This window comes from Aurantimonas endophytica (assembly GCF_014196845.1).
GTDB lineage: Bacteria > Pseudomonadota > Alphaproteobacteria > Rhizobiales > Rhizobiaceae > Aurantimonas > Aurantimonas endophytica.
Window position 1 is genome coordinate 194507 of record NZ_JACIEM010000004.1, and the last position, 23145, is coordinate 217651.

Here is a 23145-nt window from a genome sequence, read left to right on the forward strand (position 1 = left end):
CGCAATTGTCGCTTGACCACCGGGGTATCGAAGCGTAGCGACGCCGGCGGGACACCTCTCCCCAACGAGAGGCACCTATCTGAAAGGATAGCTCAGATGGCCAATACCGCTAAGCCGGACCTGCGTCCGGCCAATCCCCGATTCTCTTCCGGTCCTTGTGCGAAGCGTCCAGGCTGGACGCTCGAGGCGCTCGGCGATGCCGCCCTCGGCCGCTCGCACCGCGCCAAGGTCGGCAAGTCCAAGCTCCAGCAGGCGATCGACGATACCCGCAGCGTGCTCGGCGTGCCGGCGGACTATCGCATCGGCATCGTGCCGGCGTCCGACACCGGCGCCGTCGAGATGGCCATGTGGTCGCTGCTCGGCGCCCGCGGCACCGACGTCGTCGCCTGGGAATCCTTCGGCGCCGGCTGGGTCACCGATGCCGTCAAGCAGCTGAAGCTCGACGACGTACGCGTCCTCGAAGCGCCCTACGGCGAGATCGTCGATTTCGCCGAAGTGGATTTCGACCGCGACGTGGTCTTTACCTGGAACGGCACGACGTCCGGCGTGCGCATGCCCAACGGCGACGCCATCCCGGCCGATCGCCAGGGCCTGACGATCTGCGACGCGACCTCGGCCGCCTTCGCTCAGGACCTGCCCTTCGACAAGCTCGATGTCGTGACCTTCTCCTGGCAGAAGGTGCTCGGCGGCGAGGCCGCCCATGGCATGCTGATCCTCAGCCCCCGTGCGGTCGAGCGGCTGGAAAGCTACAAGCCGGCCTGGCCGCTGCCGAAGATCTTCCGCCTGACCTCCGGCGGCAAGCTGATCGAGGGCATCTTCAAGGGCGAGACGATCAACACCCCGTCGATGCTCTGCGTCGAGGACTATCTCGATGCGCTGGCATGGGCGAAGTCGATCGGCGGGCTGGAGGGCCTGAAGGCGAGAGCCGACGCCAATCTCGCCGTCATAGAGCGCTTCGTCGAGGCCAATGACTGGCTCGGCTTCTTGGCCAAGACGCCGGAGACCCGCTCCAACACCTCGGTCTGCCTGCAGTTCACCGATCCGTCGATCGTGGCGCTGTCGGACGAGGCACAGGCCGCCTTCGCCAAGGGCGTCGTGGCGACGCTGGAGAAGGAGGGCGTCGCCCTCGACATCGGCGCCTATCGCGACGCGCCTCCCGGCCTGCGAATCTGGGCCGGCGCCACCGTCGAGGCGTCCGATCTCGAGGCGCTGATTCCGTGGCTTGCCTATGCCTACGAGGCGCAGCGCTCGACCTTGGCGCAAGCCGCCTAAGCGCTCACGAGGCGCCGCTGTCGCCGGACAAGACGCCATTCCTCTCCCGTTGACGGGAGAGGGTGGACGGCGCGCAGCGCCGGACGGGTGAGAGCCTGAAGGGCGCCTCGCTCGCTCGTATTCGCCGGAAGCAGCGCCCAGGAAGCCCTCATCCGGCCCTTCCGGCCATCGTTCCCCGCACGCGGGAGACGAACAATTCGCGGCCTTCGCCGCCGTTCTCACTCAATTCAAAGGCGCCCCCGGACGCTGTCGTCCCGTCGCCGCAAGCCACAAGGACACCATACCCATGGCACCCCGCGTTCTCGTATCCGACAAGCTTTCCCCCACCGCCGTCCAGATCTTCAAGGACCGCGGCGTCGAGGTCGACTATCTGCCGGACCTCGGCAAGGACAAGGAGCAGCTGCTGGCGGTCATCGACAAGTATGACGGCCTCGCCATCCGCTCCGCCACCAAGGTCACCGAGAAGCTCATCGAAGCCGCCACGAAGCTGAAGGTCATCGGTCGGGCCGGCATCGGCGTCGACAATGTCGACATCCCGGCCGCCAGCCGGAAGGGCATCATCGTGATGAACACCCCCTTCGGCAATTCCATCACCACCGCCGAACATGCTGTCGCGCTGATGTTCGCGGTCGCCCGCCAGCTGCCCGCCGCCGACGCCTCGACCCAGGCCGGCAAGTGGGAGAAGAATCGCTTCATGGGCGTCGAGATCACCGGCAAGACGCTCGGCGTGATCGGCTGCGGCAATATCGGCTCGATCGTCGCCTCCAGAGGCGTCGGCCTGAAGATGCGGGTCATCGCCTTCGATCCGTTCCTGTCGACCGAGCGCGCCAGCCAGCTGGGGATCGAGAAGGTCGAGCTCGAGGAGCTGTTCAAGCGCTCGGACTTCATCACGCTGCACACGCCGATGACCGAGAAGACCAAGGGCATCATCGACAGGAACGCCATCGCGCAGATGAAGGACGGCGTCCGGATCATCAACTGCGCCCGCGGCGGGCTGGTCGTCGAGGCAGACCTCGCGGAGGGCATCAAGTCCGGCAAGGTGGCCGGCGCCGGCGTCGACGTGTTCGAGGTCGAGCCGGCGACGGATTCGCCGCTCTTCGGTCTGGAGAACGTCGTCTGCACACCGCATCTCGGCGCCTCGACCACCGAGGCGCAGGAGAATGTCGCGCTGCAGGTGGCCGAGCAGATGGCCGATTACCTGGTGCGCGGCGCCGTGACCAACGCCATCAACATGCCGTCGATCACCGCCGAGGAAGCCCCGACGCTGACGCCCTTCGTCAAGCTCGCCGAGGTGCTGGGCGATTTCGTCGGGCAGGTCACCGAGGAGCCGATCAAGTCGGTTGAGATCGTCTATGACGGCGCGACCGCCGCGATGAACACGCGGGCGCTGACCAGCGCGGCGCTGGCCGGGCTGATCAAGTCGCAGGTCTCCGACGTCAACATGGTCTCGGCGCCGATCATGGTGAAGGAACGCGGCATCCAGCTGACCGAATCGCGCCGCGACAAGTCCGGCGTGTTCGACGGCTACATCAAGCTGACGATCGCCACGGAGAAGCAGACCCGCTCGGTCGCCGGTACGGTGTTCTCCGACGGCAAGCCACGCTTCATCCAGATCAAGGGCATCAATCTCGACGCCGAGGTCGGTCGCCACATGGTCTACACCACCAACAACGACGCGCCCGGCATCATCGGCCTTCTCGGCACGACCTTCGGCGAGGCCGGCGTCAACATCGCCAACTTCCAGCTCGGCCGGAACCGGCCGGGCGGCGACGCGATCGCGCTGCTCTACGTCGACTCGCCGGTGCCGGACGCCGTGCTGGACGCGGTGCGTGGCCACAAGGAGATCGCCAGCGCCAAGCGCCTGCAGTTCGACGTCGCCAGCGTCGACTGAAGGCCAGGTCGGATCAGGACCGGCGCCGCCTCAGCGCGGTGCCGGTTCGCGATCGGCGGGGCGGCCGTCTCGCGGAGCGCCCAGCTCCGCCAGGCTGATGCCGGCGAGCACGAAGGCCAGCGCTGCCAGGTGATAGGAGTGCAGCTCCTCGCCGACGATGCCCACCGCCAGCATGGCGCCGAAGATCGGCACCAGGTTGATGAACAGGTTCGCCCGGTTGGGGCCGATCATCGTGACGCCGCGAATGTAGAGGATCTGGGCGACCAGGCCCGGGAAGATCGCGGTGTAGAGCGCCGCCGACAGCCCCTGCACATCCGGCGCCTGCGCATGGCCCATCGCCCATTCGGCGAGGGCGAGGGGGATGGAGGTGACCAGTGCGGCGAGTGACAGGACGTAGATCGTCGAGCGCCAGTTGATGTCCGGCTTGAATCGCAGCGCCACCGTGTAGCCGCCATAGATCAGCACCGCGACGATGATCATCGCGTCGCCGCGGTTGAGATCGAGCGTCAGGAGCGTGGCCAAATCGCCATGCGCGGCGGTGACCAGGACGCCGATCAGGGTCAGGCTGAAGCCGAGCAGCTGGAAGATCGTCACCCCGGTGCGGAACAGCAGATAATTCGCCGCGAACACCACCAGCGGCATCGCCGACTGCTCGATCGTGGCGTTGATCGCCGAGGTATACGTCACCGCCAGATAGAAGATCGCGTTGAAGAGGGTGAAGCCGACGGCGCCGAGCAGGAACAGGAACGGCAGGTGGCGCCTGATCGTCGGCCATTCCCGGTGGACGTCCCGGAACGCCAGCGGAGTCATGATCAGGCACGCGAAGGCCCAGCGCAGCAGTGTCAGCAGCATCGGCGAGACGTGGCCGACGGCGAGCTTGCCGGCGATCGCGTTGCCGCCCCAGAACAGGGCGACGACGGCGAGAATCGCATAGGGATGGGTGACGAAGCGGGTCATAAGGCGGCTTTAGTTGTTCCCTTGGCTTTCGGCAAATGACATCGGCTTGCCATTGCCGCCGAGCCCCGGCCCGGATAGGAGCAGCGCGGTGCCGCACGCCGAGATTGTCGCCAGCGCACTGAAGAACCGCGCCAGTCCTTGAGCGCGCCACCACCGCCGGCCAGCACAGGCCGGCCTCGCATCACCGGGACGGCTTCTCTATAGTCCGGCCGCTTTCCAGGCAGCATCAGCGGGCACGCGCCCCGCGAAGGAGTTTGAATGGGCAACGTCGTCGTCGTCGGGTCGCAGTGGGGAGACGAGGGAAAGGGCAAGATCGTCGACTGGCTCTCCGAGCGGGCCGACGTGGTCGTGCGCTTCCAGGGCGGTCATAACGCCGGCCACACGCTGGTCATCGACGGCGTCTCCTACAAGCTCTCGCTGCTGCCCTCGGGCGTCGTGCGGCCCGGCAAGCTGTCGGTGATCGGCAACGGCGTCGTCTTCGACCCGCACGCCTTCGTCGCCGAGCGCAAGCGCCTCGAGGCGCAGGGGGTCAGCATCGGCCCCGATTCGCTGCGCATCGCCGACAATGCCGCGCTGATTCTCTCGCTGCACCGCGAACTCGACGCGACGCGCGAGAACAGTGCCAGCACCGGCACCAAGATCGGCACGACCGGGCGCGGCATCGGCCCCGCCTACGAGGACAAGGTCGGACGCCGGGCGATCCGCGTCATGGATCTCGCCCACCCCGAAAGCCTGCCGGAGCGAATCGAGCGGTTGCTCGCCCACCACAACCCGCTTCGCCGCGGCCTCGGCCAGCCGGAAATCGACGCCGGCACGATTCTCGAGGAGCTGACCTCGGTCGCGGACGAAATCACGCCGTTCATCGACCGCGTGTGGCGCCTCCTCGACCAGCGCCGCAAGGCCGGCGACCGGATCCTCTTCGAGGGCGCCCAGGGCACGCTTCTTGATATCGACCACGGGACCTACCCCTTCGTCACCTCGTCGAACACGGTCGCGGGGCAGGCGGCGGCCGGTTCCGGGCTCGGACCCAGCAGTCTCGGCTTCGTGCTCGGCATCACCAAGGCCTATACGACCCGCGTCGGAGAGGGCCCGTTCCCCAGTGAGCAGGACAACGAGGTCGGCCGCTTCCTCGGTGAAAAGGGCCGCGAATTCGGCACCGTCACCGGCCGCAAGCGCCGTTGCGGCTGGTTCGACGCGGTGCTGGTGCGTCAGGCCGTGGCGATCAACGGCATCCACGGTCTGGCATTGACCAAGCTTGACGTGCTGGATGGTCTTGACGAGATCAAGATAGTAGTCGGCTATAGGCTTGATGGAGCCGAGATCGACTATCTGCCGGCAAGTCTTGCTGAGCAACGGCGGATCGAACCCATCTACGAGACCTTGGAAGGCTGGAAGGACACGACGGCCGGTGCGCGCCGCTGGAACGACCTTCCGGCCCAGGCCGTCAAATATGTCAGGCACATAGAGGAGCTGGTGGAAGCGCCCGTCACGCTTCTGTCAACGTCGCCGGAGCGCGACGACACAATACTTGTTCGCGATCCGTTTCAGGATTAGAGTCGGGACAGCGATTACCGAAGATCAAGACTGATGAGTGACTGCAATCCATGGCGGATTTGAGCGGCGTATTACGCAAGACCATTGACGGCCTGCCGCGCGCCACGCCGCAGTTGCGGGCAAAAGTGTACGAGAAGGCCCGCGCCGCGATCCAGCGGCAGATCCAGGCTGCCAATCCGCCGCTTGCGGAGGATGTGGTAGCGGCGCGGCTTGCCGCGCTCGAGGACGCGATCGACCGTACCGAGGCCCACTATGTCGGGCTGGAGGGGGGCGATGACGCCGCGCCGGCCGCCGACGTCGCTGCGCCGTCGGTTGCGGCTCCCGTGCCGGCGCCGGTGCCACCGAAGCCAGCGGTCCCGACGCCTGCCGCGCCGACGCCTGCCGCGCCTCGCCCTGCCTTCATGCCGCGCGCCGAGGCGGCACCTGCGGTGCCGGGCGTCGATGCATCGCGCGACAGGGATGCCGCGCAGCCCGCGGACGGTCGCGGCTCCGGCTCGCCCTTCCCGGGCTTTCGCAAATCCTCCGAGCCGGCCCGCAAGGAGCCGCCGCCGTTCTTTCCGATCGCCCCGGAGGAACCGGAGGAGACCGCTCGGCCTGCTTCCGTCGGTGCGCCCTTCATCGTTTCCCCGGGGAACGGCACCGCTGGCCGCCACGACGACGATGATGACGACGACGTCATTCCCGCCGACATCCGTCATGACGGCACGGATATCCCGGCAGCCGACGTGTCGGCGCCGCGCTACGGCTCGCGCCAACGCAGCTCGGGCAGCAGCAAGCGCCCGTTGGCAGCCGTGGCCGTGGTGCTGCTGCTGGCCGGGGCAGGGGCCGCGGGCTGGATCTATCGCGACGAGCTGGAAGCGCTGCTGATCGACACCGGACCCGGAATCGAGACGATCGCCACCGGCGCCGATGAAGCGGCACCGGGCGAAGACGAGAGCGCGGTCGACACGGCCGCCACGCCCGCCGAACCCGCGGAAGGGGAGACCGCGCCCGAGGCCGGGACCGACGTGGCGGCAGTGACGCCGCCGGCGTCTGCGAACGGCCAGTCGAACCGGCAGTTCACCCAGCGCCTGCTGCCCGACGGTACCGAGGTGGACGAAGGTCCGGCGCCCGGCGCGGCCAATGCCTTCGACGAGGGCACCGACATCGCCGCCGCCTCGCCCGTCGCCGAGCCCGGCGAGATACCCTCGGCGACGCCGACGGTGACCAGCGAGATCGGCCAGGATCCGGCGACGGTGGGCGAAGAGGCGCCGGCGGCGGGAGCCCCCGCCGAAGCGACGCCGCCCCCGGCGATCGGCGAGGAGGTCGCGGCGACGGACCCTGCCGAGGGTGGGCTTCCTGTGGCGCAGAAGGCGGTGTTCTACCAGGAGCGCACGGAGAACACGCCAGGCACGCAGGAAAGCGGCAATGTGGTCTGGTCGGTGGTCAACGAGCCGCCGTCCGAAGGCCAGCCCGCCGAGCCGGCGATCCGCGCCGTCGCCGACGTGCCGGATGAGAACCTCAAGCTGACCATGACCATCCGCCGCAACGCCGACCCGACGCTGCCGGCGAGCCACGTCGTCGAGCTGATGTTCGACACGCCGGCCAACTTCGCCGGCGGCGGCGTCGCCAACGTCCAGCGGCTGGCGCTGAAGGCGACCGAGGAAGCCCGCGGCGAGCCGCTGATCGGCGTCGCCGGCAAGATTTCCGACGGGTTCTTCATCATCGCGCTGAACAATCTCGACCAGGCGGTGCAGAACAATCTGTCGCTGCTGGAAAGCCAGCAGTGGATCGACATCCCGCTCGCTTACGCCACCGGCCGGCGCGCGCTGATGTCGATCGAGAAGGGCCTGCCGGGCGACCGGGTGTTCAAGGAAGCGATGGACGCTTGGGCCGCCAAGACCTGACGCAGGCTCGGCGTCGGAAGCGGCACGTCACCTGATCTGAGCACATAAAAAAAGGCCGGCCCCGCGAGGGGTCGGCCTTTTCGTTTCTCGACGCTTTGCGTCAGGCTTCGTCCTGCCGCCGGGCGGCGGGCCTCAGGCCGGTTCCTGCACCGGCCGCAGCGCCCGGTTGGTGGCGTCGGCCGTGTCGCGCACGGCCTTCTGCACCTTCTCGAACGCCCGGACCTCGATCTGCCGCACGCGCTCGCGGCTGATGTCGAACTCGCCGGACAGGGCTTCCAGCGTCAGCGGCTCCTCGGCCAGGCGCCGCGCCTCGAAGATCCGCCGCTCGCGGTCGTTGAGCACGCCCATCGCGCTGCGCAGCATGCCGCGCCGCTGGTCGAGCTCGTCCTCGCGGGCGAGCAGGTCTTCCTGGGTCTCGCTGTCGTCGACCAGCCAGTCCTGCCACTCGCCGGACTCGCCCTCGGTTGCCCGGATCGGCGCGTTCAGCGAGGCGTCGCCGGACAGGCGCCGGTTCATCGAGATGACTTCCTCGGTCGAGACGCCGAGCGACGTCGCGATCTGCTGCACCTGCTCCGGCCGCAGGTCGCCCTCGTCGAGCGCCTGGATCCGGCTCTTCATCTTGCGCAGGTTGAAGAACAGCCGCTTCTGGTTGGCGGTGGTGCCCATCTTAACCAGGCTCCACGAGCGCAGGATGTACTCCTGGATCGACGCCTTGATCCACCACATCGCGTAGGTCGCGAGGCGGAAGCCGCGCTCCGGATCGAAGCGCTTGACCGCCTGCATCAGGCCGACATTGCCTTCCGACACGACTTCGCCGATCGGCAGGCCGTAGCCGCGATAGCCCATGGCGATCTTCGCCACGAGGCGCAGATGACTCGTCACCAGCCGATGCGCGGCATCGCGATCGTCATGCTCGGCGTAGCGCTTCGCCAGCATGTACTCTTCCTGCGGCTCCAGCATCGGGAACCGACGGATCTCTTCGAGATAGCGGCTGAGGCCGCCTTCGCCCGAGGCGATGCTCGGAAGATTTGCTTGGGCCATGTTTGCCCCTCCATCACTGTGCCGGACCGCTCGTCATCGAGCCGGACCGAGCGGAGGCCGCATCACGCCAACCCCCGCAACATGAATAATATGGGAATGGAAGCAGGCCGATTTCAGGCCGCTGACATACCGGGCCGATGAACGCTGCGTTCGCGATTGCTCTGCGCCAACGCCGCCAGATGCCCATCTACTCGGGAGGAAAAACGTCGAGTGCGGCGCAAAGTTCCCGCATGTCTGCCGGAAGCGGCGAGCGGAAGTCCAGGTCGTCACCGGTGACGGGGTGGACGAAGCCGAGGCGGTGGGCATGCAGCGCCTGTCGCTCGAAAGCCTTCACCACCGCGGCTGCCGGCGGCTCGAGCCGCTCGGCCTTGGTGCGGAAGCCGGCGCCGTAGACATTGTCGCCGACCAGCGGGTGTCCGACATGCGCCATATGCACGCGGATCTGGTGCGTGCGCCCGGTCTCCAGCGAGCATTCCACCAAGGCGGCCAGCCCGTCATCCAGCGTCGAGATGGACAGGACACGATAATTTGTCACCGCGTGGCGGGCGTCGCCGCGGCCCTCGGGTACCACCGCCCGCTTGACGCGGTCGGTGGTGGAGCGGCCGAGCGAGGTGGCGATCGTGCCGACCTTGCGGACGGGCGTGCCCCAGACCAGCGCCAGATAGGCGCGCACCAGCCGCCCGTCCTTGCCGTGTGCCGCGAACTGCTCGGCGAGGCCGCGATGGGCGATGTCGGATTTCGCCACGACGAGAAGCCCGCTCGTCTCCTTGTCGAGGCGGTGGACGATGCCCGGCCGCTTGACGCCGCCGACGCCGGAGAGGCTGTCGCCGCAATGGTGGAGGAGGGCGTTGACGAGCGTGCCCGTCCAGTTGCCGGCGCCCGGGTGCACCACGAGGCCAGCCGGCTTGTCGACGACGACGAGATCGGCGTCCTCGTAGACGATGACCAGCGGAATGTCCTCGGGCAGCGGGTCGGCGTCCAGCGGCGGCGGCTCGACAAAAGCGACGCTCTCGCCCACGACGAGTCGCCGTTTTGCGGCGGTGACGACGGTGCCGTCGACGCTGACGACGCCGTCGGCGATCAGCCCCTGCGCCCGGCTGCGCGACAGGCTGTCGCCGCTCTGGCGGGCGATGAACATGTCGAGACGCTGGCCGTCGCTTTCGGCATCGACGAGGAACCGCCTTGTATCCATCGGTTCAACCCCTGTAGGACCCGGGCAGCATGCCAACGCGAGCCGGACCGATCATGACCATCAGAGACGAAGACGAGGCGGAAGCCCCGCTTGATCCGGCCGTGGAGCGGCTGCGGCGCAAGATGGTGCGGCTCCTGGCTGTCTCGATCGGCGTCATGATGATCGGGGTTATGGCCGTGCTGGCGGCCGTTGTCTACAAAGCCATGAGCCCCGGCTACCGCCAGGCGCTGGACGGCGCCGAGATCGCGCTCGCCCTGCCGGCGGGCGCCGACATCAGGAGCGTCTCGCTCGACGGCGATCGCGCATTGGTTCACGCGGCGACGGCAGAGGGCGATCGTCTGTACCTGATCTCGCTGGACGACGGCGCGATTCTCGCGACCTACACGCTGGCCGAGGGCGGCTAGCCGCCGCGCAGCCGGGCGCGTACACGACCGAAGTCGGCTGCCGGCGCCCGGTTCGCACGGCGTCGAGCCCCGATCACTTCCTCGTTCGGCCCTATCGATGCGTCCCAGGGCGGGGTTCCACAATCGACCCGAAACCCCCTTGCACCCGGCGAAAGTGCCGGTTATATCCTCGGCCACTGGCACGCGCCCATCGTCTAGCGGTTAGGACGGCGCCCTCTCACGGCGCAAACAGGGGTTCGATTCCCCTTGGGCGTACCAGTCACCTCCCAGTTCCGAGTTTCATGCCCGAGCCCATCCTGATCGTCGACGCGGAGGATCCGCGCATCGAGCCGTTTCGCGATGTGCGTGAGCGCGATCTCGTCGGCCGCTCCGGCTTCATCGCCGAGGGCACCGTGGTCCTCGACCAGCTGCTTCAGGCGGAGCGCTTTCGGCCGACCGCATTCCTGATCCTCAGGAATCGCCTCGAAGGCATCCGCAGCCGTCTCGCAGGACTGCCGGCCGACATCCCCGTCTATGTCGCCGAGCGGGCAGTGTTCGATCGCATCGCCGGCTTCCCGGTCAATCGCGGCGTCCTCGCGCATGGCACGGCGGCGGGTACGCCCTGGTCCGTCGCGGCGATCCTGGCGCGCGCGGCTGCCACCGGCCGGCCCGTGGTCGTCGGCATCGAGATCGCCAATCACGACAATCTCGGCGCGATCTTCCGCAATGCCGCCGCCTTCGGCGCCGCGGGCATCCTGTTGGACGAGACCTCGTGCCATCCGCTCTATCGCAAGGCCTTGCGCGTGTCCGTCGGCACGGCCCTCACCTTGCCGTGGTATCGCGGCGGAACGGGAGAGGCGATCGTCGCGGCGTGCGAGGCGGCGGGCTGCCGCGTGCTCGCTTTGTCTCCCTCCGGCGACACGCCGCTGACCAGGCTCGACCGCACGGCGCCGGCAGCGCTGCTGCTGGGAGCCGAGGGCAGGGGCCTTCCGGCATCGCTGATGGCCCTCTGTGAAACCGTGCGGATCGAGATGCAGCCGGAGGTCGACAGCCTCAACGTCGCGACCGCGGCCGCGATCGTCCTGCACGCGCTCTATTCGGCGGCCTGATCGGCGTCGTCCTTGCGCAGGCGGCGGGCGCGCTGGGCGAGCGTCGGATCCGCCTGGCCTTCGCCGGCGTCATCCTGCGTATCGGCGTCGAGGATCCTGTCGATCGGCGAGCCGCGTCCTTCCACCGACGCCGTAAGGTGGATCACCCTTGCGGCAATGTCGCTGATGCGCTGGCGCAGCCGTGCCTCGTCGAGATCCGGATCGTCCAGAGGATGCGCCGGCAAATCGAGCGCGTCGCGAACCCGCTCGCCGACCGAGCCCGTCGGCGCCGCGGCGGACACATGCTCCGGTTCAGGCTGGTCGATCGGCGTATCGGCCTCGGCGTTCGCTTCGGAAGCGGTTAAGGCGGTCGGTGCCTTGACCTCCGCCAGCAGCGCCGGCTCGTCGAGACCGGCCTCGACGACCGCCGCGAGCCGCCCGATCTTCTCGTCCCGATCGGCGAGTTCCGCCGCCAGGCGAGAAACCCTGTCGTCGAGCTTGCGCGCGGCCGCCTTCTCCTTCTGGAGCCGGGCTTCCAGCGTGCCGGCTTCGCCCCGCAGCCGTTCGTTTACTCCCTCGCGCTCGCGAGCCTGCCGGTCCGCCTGGCGGAGCTCGTCGGCAAGGCGCTCGGCCTTGTTCTCCAGCGCGACGATGGCGACCTTCCGCTCGTCCGCGATCTGCGTCAGCTCGCGGAACCTTGCGGCCAGCGCGTCCATCTCCTCGATGCGCAGATCCAGATCGTGGCCGGTCTCGCGCAGTTCCGCCTCCAGGCGCCCGTAGTCGGCCTGGTGTGCTTCGAACGTTTCGGAAAGCTCCTTGAGTTCGGCTTCCCGGGTGGCGATGACCTCCTCGAGCTCCCGGTTGCGCCGTTTGAGGTCAGCATTCTCCCGGGCCACCCGCCCGGCTTCCGCCCGCTCGAGCGCCGCCTTCTCGCGCATCGCCAGCGCGTCCATCTCGCGGCGGCGGGACGTGAGGGCCGCCTCCGCCCGCACATGGTCGAAGCTCGCGCGGATCTCGTTGGCGCTGACCGGGATGGAGGCCTCGAACTCGCGCCGCGCAAGACGCCGGGCGCGCCCCATCGCCAGCGGCGTGAGCAGCAGGGCGACGAGGATCGCCGACAGGAAGCCGAAGAGAAAAGTCAGGCCGGTCGCGATCATTGGGACCTTCGGAGGATTTCAGCGCGCGTATATAACGCGGAACGGGCGGTATCCACCGCCCGTTCCGTGCATCAATTTATGATTCGCCTGGCGCTATGCTTTGACGGCAACGCCGACAGGAGCGATCAGAACGGGTTCCATGTCGGCATCGGCGTCACCTTCAGGTAGCCGAGATTGAGCCCGAGGCGCGCGCCGACGCCGGTCTTGACCGGCACGAGGACGATATCGTCCCGCACCAGGACGGTCATGCCGAGCCCGCCGACCAGGTAGGCACTGCCGGTGACGCCGGCAAAGCGGCCGTAGATTCCATCGACCGAGGGCAGGTTGTAGACCAGCATCATGGTCCGGGCGCCGTCCCCGCCGACATCGAACCCGAGCGACGGGCCCTGCCAGAACATGCGGTGCTGGCCGGCATTCTTGGTGAACAGCGTGCCTTCGCCGAAGCGCAGGCCCCCGAAGAACGCGCCGGCGGCTTCCTCGCCGAGAATGTAGCCATTCGGCAAGCCGTAGCGCTCGAAGGCGTTCTCGACCAGCTGCGCCAGGCCGCCGGCGGTGCTGCCGAAGAACTGGTGACCGGTGGTGACGATCTCGTCGACCGTATAGCCCGATTGCTGCTGGGCGACGGCGGGTGCCGACAGGACGAGGCCCAGCGCGACCGCCGCGAAGGCAGCGAAGTGGCGGACCGTTTTCAGCATGCGGTTCATGATCGGATCCTTTCAAGAACCCGGGCCGTCGGCCGGAAAGGCGGCGCCCGCGAAGCGCCCGGTGGGCGCGATCCCTTCGATTTGAGCAAAACATGGTTGTCATTTGCCTAACGGCCTTCAGACGCCCCGACAGCTTGGCCGCAGGGGCGGGGCGCGCGCCTCCGTCGGTTGACGCCTCCGGCGCCAAAACCCATGCTCGCCACCGAAACGGCCCGGCTGATTCGCCGCGCACGACCGACGGACTCAACGGAACGGACCCGAATGACCACGCTTCCCGAGCTTTCCGCCGCCGATCTGGCGGCGCTGCTGTCGAGCCGGCTTTGCCACGACATCATCTCGCCGGTCTTCGGGATCCAGAGCGGGCTCGAACTGCTCGACGACATGCCGAATGATCCGGAATCGATGGATCTCGTGCGCAAGTCGCTGAAGGCGGCGGTGGCCAAGCTGCAATTCGCGCGGATCGCCTTCGGCGCGGCCGGCTCGCAGACGGCGACGATCGACCTCAACGAGGCGAAGACGGTGGCAACCGGCTACATGGACCACGAGAAGGCCTCGCTGGTCTGGGAGGGCGCACCCGGCTACGTCGGCAAGAACTTCGTCAAGGTAATCCTCAACCTCGTGGTCCTCGCCAGCGCGTCGATCAGCCGGGGCGGCGAGGTGCGGGTCGAGATCGAGAGCCTCGAGCCGCCGCGAGCCACCGTCCGCGCCAGCGGCGACAGGGTGCGGATGCAGCCCCGCCTGATCGCTCTTCTCGAAGGCCAGGCCGCGACGGATGCCATGGATGCGCAGGCGATCCAGCCCTACTACACGCTGTTCCTCGCCCGGGAATCCGGTCTTGGTGTCTCCCACGAGCTCGGCGAGGGCACCGTGGTATTTCGCGTCGCTTGACGGCTAATCGCATCTTTACCTATTCTTACCGCTGTTTCTGAACGCTACGGCAAGCCTGCTCAGGTATGGCTCAGGCCGTTGCAGCCATGCCGTCGGCGGCTGTGTTGCGGAGGAGCCGGTCATGCAGACCTGTCTGGTGGTGGACGAAGCGCCGGTCGTCCGGAAAGTCGTGTCGCGGATGCTGCCACAGCTGGGTCTGGTGGTGGAGTGTGTCGCCGGCCCGGGCGAGGCGACGGACTGGGTGGAGCACAACGGACTGCCGGATCTCCTCCTCGTCGCAGCCACGGTTCTCGGCAACGACGCGCCCGACCTCGTGCGCCAGATCAAGGCGATGCCCGGCGGCGCGCAGGTGATCGTTCTTGCCCTCATCGTCGATGGCAATCTCGGCCTGATGACGCGCCTCAAGCGCGCCGGCGTCGCGGGGTTCGTCTACAAGCCCTTCGATCGCATCTCTCTGCGGGCGGCCATCACGCCATATCTCGCCGAGGCAGCGCCCTGGAAGAGCGGCAGCGAGCGGCGCCCGGACCAGTTCCGCGTCGCGACCTGACCGGCCGGCCGATCCTCACGGCCACGCACGGCAGAACGAAAAAACCCGCCGCGGCGGACCGGGCGGGTTTTTTTATTTCGTGACGAAGGCTGATCAGGCGGCGCGGGCTTCCTCGGGCTCGCGCAGCACGTAGCCGCGGCCCCAGACCGTCTCGATGTAGTTCTTGCCCTCGGTCGCCGTGGCCAGCTTCTTGCGCAGCTTGCAGATGAAGACGTCGATGATCTTAAGTTCCGGCTCGTCCATGCCGCCATAGAGATGGTTGAGGAACATCTCCTTGGTGAGCGTCGTGCCCTTGCGGAGCGAGAGCAGCTCCAGCATGGCGTATTCCTTGCCGGTCAGGTGCACCCGCTGGCCGTTTACCTCGACGGTCTTGGCGTCGAGATTGACCGTGAGGTCGCCGGTGTTGATGACCGACTGGGCATGGCCCTTGGAGCGGCGGACGATGGCGTGGATGCGGGCGACGAGCTCGTCCTTGTGGAACGGCTTGGTCATGTAGTCGTCGGCACCGAAGCCGAGGCCGCGCACCTTGTCCTCGATCCCGGCCATGCCGGACAGGATGAGAATCGGCGTCTTCACCTTCGACAGGCGCAGGGTCCGAAGCACCTCGTAGCCGGACATGTCGGGCAGGTTCAGATCGAGAAGGATCAGGTCGTAGTCGTAGAGCTTGCCGAGATCGACGCCCTCTTCGCCCAGATCGGTCGTATAGACGTTGAAGCTCTCCGACTTCAGCATGAGCTCGATGCTCTGCGCGACGGCGCTGTCGTCTTCGATCAAAAGAACGCGCATCAGAAGTTCCCCTCAGCCATCCGCGCCGAATTCCGACTTTCGGCAGGCTCTCGATTGTCTAAACTCCGGCCGAAAAATGGCAGGAAATGGTTAACAAACTATCGCGGTCCATCATGGACGTCGGGCCATTTGGCCTCGCGGGCATTTCAAGACACGGTGCCCGGCGGCCCCCAGGCGCTTGTTCGATGCGCCAAACTCGGGGAACTCGGTTTACCCAGCCTTAAATCCTCGTCCCTATGATTAACGGTGCGCGTAAACAGACGGTTAAGAGGCTTAGCTCCTGAGGCTTGCCCGAAACCCGTTTGTCGCGGTGTTCAAGCCGGTTCCGTCAACGGGGCTGTCAGCTGGGGAATCGAGTATGAAGCGGGACAATTTGGTGCGACTGACGCGTTTCAAGGTCATGGAGAAACGCCGCCAGTTCGAGCAGCTCGAGATGATGATGAGCGAATTCGCCCGCATGGCAGGGGAACTGGACCATCAGATCAACACCGAGGAGAAGAAGGCCGGCATCAGCGACGTCGCGCATTTCGCCTATCCGACCTTCGCCAAGGCGGCGCGGATCCGGCGCGACAATCTGAACAATTCGGTCAAGGACCTGAAGGTGCAGATCGCCGCGGCCCGCCTCGCCCTCGAGGAAGCCGAGGCTGAGTTGGTCAATGCCGAGAAGCTGGAACAGCGTGACGTCGCGCGCGACGAACTGGAGCAGCGCCGCGAAGCCTTGGGCTGAGGCCGCTTCGCCTCGAGAAGACAGCCGGCCCCGCGGACCTGACGCGGCGGCCGGCACCGGCAGGCCGGGCAGGCGGGTCTCGCGAGCCGCGCGATCGGCCAGGCCGCCCATCGGACCAGCCATCCCGCAGCGGCACGAACAAAAAAAGCCGGCGATGCGCCGGCCTTTTTTGTTACCCGTTTCCTGAACTCAGTGCAGTTCTATGCGCTTGCGATACTCCTGCAGCTGAGTCGTTCGCAGCCCGGCAAGGCCGTGCTGGTCGATGGAAACCTGCCAGGAGAGGAACTCCTCCACCGTCAGCGTATAGCGTGAACACGCCTCGTCGAGGCTGAGCAGGCCGCCGCGTACAGCGGCAACCACCTCGGCCTTGCGGCGGATCACCCAGCGACGCGTATTCGACGGCGGCAGGTCGGCCATCGTCAGCGGACTCCCGTCGGGGCCGATGACGTATTTGACACGCGGTCTGATCTGATCGGTCATTGTACTCTCTACTACACTCAAAGACCTAATCTCAGCGTCACGTTAGCCCGACGCTTTTAAAATTCCGTCAAGCCTGTCGTAAGCTTTCGATAAGAACTTGAACGGGTTTGCATCAGGCACTGGAGTCATTGACAACCGGTTGCCACGGCAGCCTGACGGAGCGTCCACTTTTGCAATTCAGCGCTTCTGCGCCTACATCCAGCCGATGACCGCAGCAGCGCCGCAGAGCCCGCCCATGCTGAACAGCCTCGACCTGCCGAAGCCCGCCGCCGAGACCCGGGTCGTCGTCGCCATGTCGGGCGGCGTCGATTCCTCCGTCGTCGCGGCGATCCTCAAGGACGAGGGCTACGACGTCGTCGGCATCACCCTGCAGCTCTACGATGCGGGCGAGGGCGCCCGCCGCGCCGGTTCATGCTGCGCCGGACAGGACATCGCCGATGCCCGCCGGGTCGCGGAGACGCTCGGCATCCACCATTACGTGCTGGATTACGAGGAGCGCTTCCGCAAGGCGGTGATCGATCCGTTCGCGGCCAGCTATCTCGCCGGCGAGACGCCGATTCCCTGCGTCGCCTGCAACCAGACGGTCAAGTTCCGCGACCTTCTGGCGACCGCTCGCGACCTCGGCGCCGACGCGCTGGCGACCGGCCACTACATCGACAGCCGCCTGAACGGCGCCCACCGCAGCCTCTATCGGCCGCGCGACCTCGACCGTGACCAGAGCTACTTTCTCTACGGCACCACGCAGGAGCAGCTGGATTTCCTGCGCTTTCCGCTCGGTCGCCTGACCAAGCCGGAGACGAGGGCGCTGGCCGAGCGGCATGGCCTTGCCATCGCCGCCAAGCCGGACAGCCAGGACATCTGCTTCGTCGCCAAGGGCCGCTACAGCGACGTGATCCGCCGGCTGCACCCCGATGCCGGTCGGGCCGGCGAGATCGTGCATGTCGACGGAAGGCATCTTGGCCGCCACGACGGCATTCTCGGCTACACGATCGGCCAGCGCCGCGGGCTTGGCGTCGCCGCCAGCGAGCCGCTCTATGTCGTGGCGATCGAGGCGGGCGAGGCGCGAATCGTCGTCGGCCCGCGCGAGGCACTGGCAACGCGGCGGCTGCGGCTGCGCGACGTCAACTGGCTGGGGCGCGAGGCCCCCGAGGCGTTTGCCGCCGGCGGTCACGAGTTGTTCGTCAAGGTCCGCTCCACCCGGCCGCCGGCCCCCGCCCGGATCGTTGCGACCCCCGCCGGCTGGGAGGTCGAGATCCTCGGCGGCGAGGAGGGTGTCGCGCCCGGCCAGGCCTGCGTCTTCTATACCGGCGACGGCGCGGGCGCCGAGGTGCTCGGCGGCGGCGTCATCGCCGCAACGGCGCGCGCGGCCGAGACCAGTCTCGCCCAACGCGTCGCCGTCGCGCAGGCATAGCCGATCCCATGCCAGGTGGCAGCGCCGTCCCGCGGGCGGCACGGCGCTGCCGATCTGTCGAAGGAGAAGCGCAGGGCCGAATCTGCCGCCTCCAATGCCGCCGACGGCGGCGAAACGACGCGCAACGAAGCGGGTCCTTGTCTCGCTCGCGCCGCCGACCATCCGGTTTCGGACCGGCCGGGCATTGACAGAAAACGCCCCCCGCTCCTATATCGCGCCGACCCGACCGGCCACGCCGGGCCGGGACAGGCGGCGGGGTAGCTCAGCTGGTTAGAGCAGCGGAATCATAATCCGCGTGTCGGGGGTTCAAGTCCCTCTCCCGCTACCAACCATCCCATTGATTTTATTGGCCATCAGGGGCTCTCGGAAACCCGGGATCCTTGGTTTTCGGCGATCTGGACCTTCGTGCCGGTCGGTGCCACCAGCCGTCTGCGGTGCGCCACGAATCCCGGTGAGATGCGATCCTGCCGGCCTCTTCCTGCATCACCGTGTCTGCTGAACGTCACATCCGCGAAGACGCCATCGGCGGCCTCGGCAGCACAGGCGTGCCGGGCTCGCAGGCCCCAAGGCAGACGAAATCGGGTAAACTTTACGTAAAATCCGATACCCCCGTTTTCGAACTCCTTAAGGTACCGGAGTTAGGATCGGTACGGCGTCGGAAACTTGCGGATGCGGAACTTTGAAGGCAACCAGGTTGCAGCATGAGGCCGCGACACAAGCGCCGTTGAGCCGAGATACGTTGGACAAGGTCTGGCTCGATCAGATCGACCTTGCGCTTCGCCTTGCTCCCTACACGATTGTCACGGGCCTGACGGTCTCGATCATCGTCTGCTACTTTTTCTGGCAAGAATCGACCGTGGCGTACGTCGTCGGCCTGCAGGTGGTCATCCTTGGGCTGGCCTGCGTCGGATTCTACGCGTGCGCATCCTGGCAGCGCGGACGGCTGAACTCGCTCGCTGTCCCGATCAGGCTCATCCGAGAGCGCATAGTCGTGGTGGCGGCCCTTGCCGGTGTGGCACTCGCTTCGATCCCGGTGGTGCTGTTCAACAGCGCGGATGCTGACGGGCAACTGCTCATCGCCGCGACATGTGCCGGCCTGATCGCGACGGGAATCTGCATAGGCTTCATTCCGGCGGCCGGAATCGTCTATTCCGGCTGCATCATCGCCGGCTCCTTCATCGCGCTGGCGATGACGGGCAAGCCCTTCTTCATCATCATCGCGATCCTGCTGGCGATCTATTCGTTTTTCATCGTCGCGACGATCGTCCAGATCAGCAGGCTGGTCAGCCTCCGGGCCATCGTTCAGGTCGATCTCGACCGGCAGAGGGAAGTCAGCGGCCTCCTTCTCAATGACTTCGAACAGAACTCCAGCGACTGGCTTTGGGAAACCGACGCCCTTGGACGAATCCGGTCGCCATCAGCCAGGTTTGCGGAGGTCGCCCAGTCCGATCCGGGGGATCTTGCGTCATCTCTTTTCGAGAGCCTCGTGACGCCGAAGTCCGATCAGCGATCCGTGGCCGCGACGTATCTCCTGTCGGCGTTTCGGGAGCGACGCCCCTTCCATCGCATCAGCATTCCCGTGCATATCGGACGGGAGACCCGCTGGTGGGCTCTGACCGGCAAACCAATTCACGACAGGCAGCAACGGTTTCTCGGCTTTCGGGGCATCGGTTCGGATGTCACGCTCCAGCACGAGTACCTGGCCAAGCTCGATCATCTCGCCAACCACGACCTCCTGACGGGTCTGCCGAACCGTCGACACTTCGAGAAGATCGTCGCGGACGCGCGGAGCGCGCTGCTCGACCGGCCGGGCGGACCAGGCTTCGCGGTCTTGTGCCTCGACCTGGACCGCTTCAAGCAGGTCAACGATACCTTCGGGCATGCGGTGGGCGACCATCTGCTGCGAAAGATCGGCGAGCGGCTTGAAGCCTTCGTCGGCCCCGATCTGGTGGTTTCGAGATTCGCCGGCGACGAGTTTGCGATCATCCATTTCGCATCGGATCCGGCGCTTAACGCGGGCCTTGCCGAAAGGATCGTCCAAAGTCTGCAGACGCCCTTCGAATTCGACAACCTCTATCTCGACGTCGGCGTCAGCATCGGCATCGCGATCGCGAATGATGCGATGACGTCGGAGGAGGTGCTGCGCAAGGCGGACGCCGCACTGTACCGGATGAAGGATGACGGTGGTGGAAGCTACGGGCTGTACACGCCGTCGATGGACCAGCACAAGGAAGAGCGCGCGGTCCTCATGGGAGAACTGCGCGGCGCTCTCGATCGCGGCGAATTCGCCCTGCATTACCAGCCGCTCGTGTCAGCCGATACCGGCGAGCCGAACGGCTTCGAAGCCCTGATGCGCTGGCAGCATCCCCTGCACGGCGACGTGCCGCCGTCCGAGTTCATCGTGCTGGCAGAGGAGACCGGGAGCATCCTGGCGCTCGGCGAATGGAGCTTGCGGAATGCATGCCACTTCGCAGCGACCTGGCAGGACCGCACCCTGTCGGTCGCCGTCAACATCTCGACAGTGCAGATCCGTCATTCCAACCTCGTCGAGATCGTCGCTCGGGCGCTCTCGGATTCCGGGCTGGAGCCATCGCGGCTCGAGCTGGAAATCACCGAAACAGCGTTCCTGGCGACGACCAACGAAGCCATGAGCGTCATCGAGAGCCTTCGACGGCTGGGCGTGAGACTCGCACTGGATGATTTCGGCACCGGCTACTCCAGCCTGAGCTACCTGAAGAAACTGCCGGTCGACAAGATCAAGATTGACCAGAGCTTCATTGTCGACCTGCCCGACGTCTCGAGCGACGTGAGCATCGTCAAGGCGATCGTCGAGCTTGCGCGGACGCTGGGGATGACGACAACCGCCGAAGGCGTGGAGACGGTCGCGCAGCGCGACTGCCTGCGGCAGATCGGGTGCCCGGAGTTCCAAGGCTATCTGTACGGAAAGCCGGCCGACGAGGAAGCGACCATGCAGATGATCGCGAGGCAATCGAGACGGTTCGAGCCTCGGGTGGTGGCCTGACCTCGCGACAGCGGCGGCGAAGGGATCAGCCGGCCATTCGCGATCCGTCCTGAACCGAAGGGACCGTGCTCTCCGGGCGGTTGGATGGCCAGAACGGCAGGAAGCCCCGGATGATGTCCCCGGGAATGTCGAGCGGCTTGAAGCTCTCTCTGTCCACGAACATCAGCGCCTGCTCCCCGCGACCCAGCAGACCATGGCGATCGCTCAGGATCTCATGTCCGAGCGTGACGAACTTGCGATTGTGACGCGCGATCCGGACCCTGATCGTGACAGGCTCGAACTCGGCGATCTCCCTGCGGAAATCGTGCTCGAACGACTTCGTCAGTACGAGATATCGCGTGGTCCCGAGATCGAAATTCGGCATGCAGGCGTTGAAGAACAGCTCGCGGGCCTTGCCCACCCATCGGACGTAATTGGCGAAGTAGACGTTTCCGACGGAATTGGTGTCGTCATAGGTGGGGGTGACCTGCATGACGAACCACTGGCCGTCGAAGCCGTAGGCGGGCGTGGTGTTGCTGTTCGCGGTCGCCATGGCTCCCGGCGAGACGGCATGGGCTGGCCCATCGGCGGATGTTTCACCGCCGGTGTCGCCCCGATCGATTGCCTTTGCGGCCATCTCCGCCGCCCGCGCCGGCAGAAGCGCCGACCGTTCGCCCAGCATCGAGCGTATAGGCATCACCGCGCCGACCAGCGCGATCACGGTCGACAGCGGCACCAGGAACGGGATCCCTTCGCGATATCCGATGAAGAACACCAGCCCGGCGGCCACCCCGAAGAGATAGCAGGCGACAGAATCGAAACGGACGGGCCGAAGGATGCACTCGGCCAGCAGACAGGCGGTCGCCCCGACCAGAAGCGTGGCGTAGGGCATGATGTAGGCGGTCTGGGACAGTCCCATACCGCTCATCGTGACGGCTGCGGCGATCGCGACACCCAGCAGCCACAGCGGTGACGTCGCAGCCGCCAGCGGAACGAAGGCCAGAGCCGGATGCATGCTCTTGGCGAGGAGCGACGAAAGATACCAGCGCGCCGCGCAGTAGAAGCTGTCGATCGTGGAGATGGCGGCGATCGCTGCCCACACCGCGAGAGCAATGAGGCCTACTCCAACGCCTTCTGCCGCGAACCGCGCTGCGACCGAACTCTGCGCACCGATCGCACCGTCCGTGCCGACGAGAATGTGCAGGCCGGCCGAACGCGACAGAACCGCGTTTGCGACCAGCAGTCCGAGGAAAATCAAGGCGCCGCCGACATAGGCCACCACCGCAGAGGAGCCGCTGCGGCGGATCTCGATGGCTCGCTGCCACTGTTGCAGATCGCCCCACGGGCCCAGCGCAAAGCCGACGAGAGTTGGGAGCAGGAAGGTCCAGACGGAGAGTGTCGCCGGCGTATCAACGGCGACCGCCGATACGGGCGTCGGCGGCATGGTCGCCCATGCGATCGCGATCGCGGCCGCGGCAATGAAGAGGTAGCCGATATGGAGGAAGCTCAGCCGTCGAAGCGTGTTCGCGTGCCCGATGATGCAGGCAAGCGCCACGACGAGCCCGGTCAGGGCCAGCCTGGTGCTCGCATCGGCACCCGGAAACAGCAGCGGCCAGAAATACGTGCCGAGCGAGAACAGGGTGATGGCGACCGCTCCGGCCTGACAAAGCAGGAACAGCGAAACGAAACGGGGGCCGATCCTGCCGAACAAGGTCTCCGGATCGCGCCGACGCGAGCCGAGAACGACCCCGAACAGGCCCAGGCCGCATGCATTCGCCAGGGCAAAGACCCAGAAGCCCGTCCATCCCTGAATCCACACGATGTGCATCGAGTAGAAGAAGCCCAGCCCCCACATCCAGGACAGGGAGACGGTTGGGGCCCAGCTCAACGAGCGGAGGAAACGAGATCGCGCCAATTTAACCCACCTCGCGACCTTTTCCGGAACACTAAGCTAAATATATAAAATTTTAACTGTTGCACCAGAAATCATTTGGGCCGGATCATCGAATGATGTGGACATCCGTGAGATTGCGTTCGGTCGGAGTGGCGAACCCGTAAATCGCTCACGGGCCGAAACCCTCCTTGCGAACCCGCGGCGGGCGCGACGCCGTATTCGGTTTGCCGACCGATTCGAGCTTCTCCGACTGCCGGCAGCGGTTTCTCCAAGGCGGTTCAGGCCG

At 66.5% G+C, this 23145-nt stretch carries 19 protein-coding genes and 2 tRNA genes; 13 read left to right on the plus strand and 8 right to left on the minus strand.

Going from position 1 to position 23145, the window contains the following annotated elements:
- Positions 1-96 precede the first annotated feature (96 nt).
- Positions 97-1272, plus strand: a complete 1176-nt coding sequence (locus GGR03_RS15380; protein ID WP_183209593.1) for a phosphoserine transaminase — start codon at positions 97-99, stop codon at positions 1270-1272.
- A gap of 286 nt (positions 1273-1558) precedes the next feature.
- Positions 1559-3163: a phosphoglycerate dehydrogenase gene (serA, locus tag GGR03_RS15385; RefSeq protein ID WP_183209595.1), complete on the plus strand. Its 1605-nt coding sequence runs from the start codon at positions 1559-1561 to the stop codon at positions 3161-3163.
- Positions 3164-3193: 30 nt separating this feature from the next.
- Here serA and GGR03_RS15390 read toward each other — a convergent pair whose 3' ends face one another.
- Positions 3194-4120, minus strand: coding sequence for a DMT family transporter (locus GGR03_RS15390; RefSeq protein ID WP_183209597.1), 927 nt, complete (start codon positions 4118-4120; stop codon positions 3194-3196).
- Between the two features lie 258 nt (positions 4121-4378).
- Between GGR03_RS15390 and GGR03_RS15395 the strand changes: the two genes are divergently transcribed.
- Entirely contained in the window at positions 4379-5674 is a 1296-nt protein-coding gene (locus GGR03_RS15395; protein ID WP_183209599.1) for an adenylosuccinate synthase, read from the plus strand.
- A 50-nt stretch (positions 5675-5724) separates the two neighbouring features.
- Positions 5725-7560, plus strand: a complete 1836-nt coding sequence (locus GGR03_RS15400; protein WP_183209601.1) for a hypothetical protein — start codon at positions 5725-5727, stop codon at positions 7558-7560.
- 132 nt (positions 7561-7692) lie between these two features.
- Here the strand turns inward: GGR03_RS15400 and rpoH are convergent, their stop codons facing one another.
- Both rpoH and GGR03_RS15410 read right to left on the minus strand, forming a co-directional pair.
- Entirely contained in the window at positions 7693-8601 is a 909-nt protein-coding gene (gene rpoH / locus GGR03_RS15405; protein WP_183209604.1) for an RNA polymerase sigma factor RpoH, read from the minus strand.
- Positions 8602-8788: 187 nt separating this feature from the next.
- Positions 8789-9793, minus strand: a complete 1005-nt coding sequence (locus GGR03_RS15410; protein ID WP_183209606.1) for an RluA family pseudouridine synthase — start codon at positions 9791-9793, stop codon at positions 8789-8791.
- Between the two features lie 53 nt (positions 9794-9846).
- Between GGR03_RS15410 and GGR03_RS15415 the strand changes: the two genes are divergently transcribed.
- From GGR03_RS15415 to GGR03_RS15425, 3 genes are all read left to right on the plus strand, one after another.
- Positions 9847-10197 (plus strand): fimbrial protein, encoded by a 351-nt coding sequence (locus GGR03_RS15415; RefSeq protein ID WP_183209608.1) that lies wholly within the window; start codon positions 9847-9849, stop codon positions 10195-10197.
- Positions 10198-10380: 183 nt separating this feature from the next.
- A tRNA-Glu gene (locus GGR03_RS15420) sits at positions 10381-10455 on the plus strand.
- Positions 10456-10478: 23 nt separating this feature from the next.
- A complete protein-coding gene (locus GGR03_RS15425; RefSeq protein WP_183209609.1) occupies positions 10479-11285 on the plus strand; it encodes a TrmH family RNA methyltransferase in 807 nt (268 codons plus the stop codon).
- On the opposite strand, the gene GGR03_RS15430 is transcribed toward GGR03_RS15425, so the two are convergent.
- Positions 11270-12421, minus strand: a complete 1152-nt coding sequence (locus GGR03_RS15430) for a coiled-coil domain-containing protein (RefSeq protein ID WP_183209611.1) — start codon at positions 12419-12421, stop codon at positions 11270-11272. The genes GGR03_RS15425 and GGR03_RS15430 overlap by 16 nt on opposite strands.
- 125 nt (positions 12422-12546) lie before the next feature.
- Positions 12547-13125, minus strand: a complete 579-nt coding sequence (locus tag GGR03_RS15435) for a DUF1134 domain-containing protein (protein ID WP_183209613.1) — start codon at positions 13123-13125, stop codon at positions 12547-12549.
- Between the two features lie 261 nt (positions 13126-13386).
- Here GGR03_RS15435 and chpT point away from each other — a divergent pair, with 261 nt between their 5' ends.
- Together chpT and GGR03_RS15445 are read left to right on the plus strand one after the other, a co-directional pair.
- A complete protein-coding gene (chpT, locus tag GGR03_RS15440; protein WP_183209615.1) occupies positions 13387-14013 on the plus strand; it encodes a histidine phosphotransferase ChpT in 627 nt (208 codons plus the stop codon).
- A gap of 121 nt (positions 14014-14134) precedes the next feature.
- On the plus strand, positions 14135-14560 hold the full coding sequence (locus GGR03_RS15445) for a response regulator (protein WP_183209617.1): 426 nt from the start codon (positions 14135-14137) through the stop codon (positions 14558-14560).
- Between the two features lie 93 nt (positions 14561-14653).
- On the opposite strand, the gene ctrA is transcribed toward GGR03_RS15445, so the two are convergent.
- Entirely contained in the window at positions 14654-15346 is a 693-nt protein-coding gene (gene ctrA / locus GGR03_RS15450; protein WP_183209619.1) for a response regulator transcription factor CtrA, read from the minus strand.
- A 358-nt stretch (positions 15347-15704) separates the two neighbouring features.
- Between ctrA and GGR03_RS15455 the strand changes: the two genes are divergently transcribed.
- Positions 15705-16073: a flagellar export protein FliJ gene (locus tag GGR03_RS15455; protein WP_183209621.1), complete on the plus strand. Its 369-nt coding sequence runs from the start codon at positions 15705-15707 to the stop codon at positions 16071-16073.
- 189 nt (positions 16074-16262) lie between these two features.
- On the opposite strand, the gene sciP is transcribed toward GGR03_RS15455, so the two are convergent.
- A complete protein-coding gene (gene sciP, locus GGR03_RS15460; RefSeq protein ID WP_183209623.1) occupies positions 16263-16553 on the minus strand; it encodes a CtrA inhibitor SciP in 291 nt (96 codons plus the stop codon).
- A 238-nt stretch (positions 16554-16791) separates the two neighbouring features.
- Here sciP and mnmA point away from each other — a divergent pair, with 238 nt between their 5' ends.
- The 3 genes from mnmA to GGR03_RS15475 all read left to right on the plus strand — a co-directional run bounded on the left by mnmA (position 16792) and on the right by GGR03_RS15475 (position 20986).
- Positions 16792-17964, plus strand: a complete 1173-nt coding sequence (gene mnmA / locus GGR03_RS15465; protein ID WP_183210056.1) for a tRNA 2-thiouridine(34) synthase MnmA — start codon at positions 16792-16794, stop codon at positions 17962-17964.
- Between the two features lie 251 nt (positions 17965-18215).
- Positions 18216-18292, plus strand: a tRNA-Met gene (locus tag GGR03_RS15470).
- Positions 18293-18703: 411 nt separating this feature from the next.
- Positions 18704-20986 carry a putative bifunctional diguanylate cyclase/phosphodiesterase gene (locus tag GGR03_RS15475; RefSeq protein ID WP_183209625.1) on the plus strand — a complete coding sequence of 761 codons (2283 nt, stop codon included), beginning with the start codon at positions 18704-18706 and terminating at the stop codon, positions 20984-20986.
- A gap of 25 nt (positions 20987-21011) precedes the next feature.
- On the opposite strand, the gene GGR03_RS15480 is transcribed toward GGR03_RS15475, so the two are convergent.
- Entirely contained in the window at positions 21012-22853 is a 1842-nt protein-coding gene (locus GGR03_RS15480; protein ID WP_183209627.1) for an acyl-CoA thioesterase, read from the minus strand.
- Between the last annotated feature and the right edge of the window lie 292 nt (positions 22854-23145).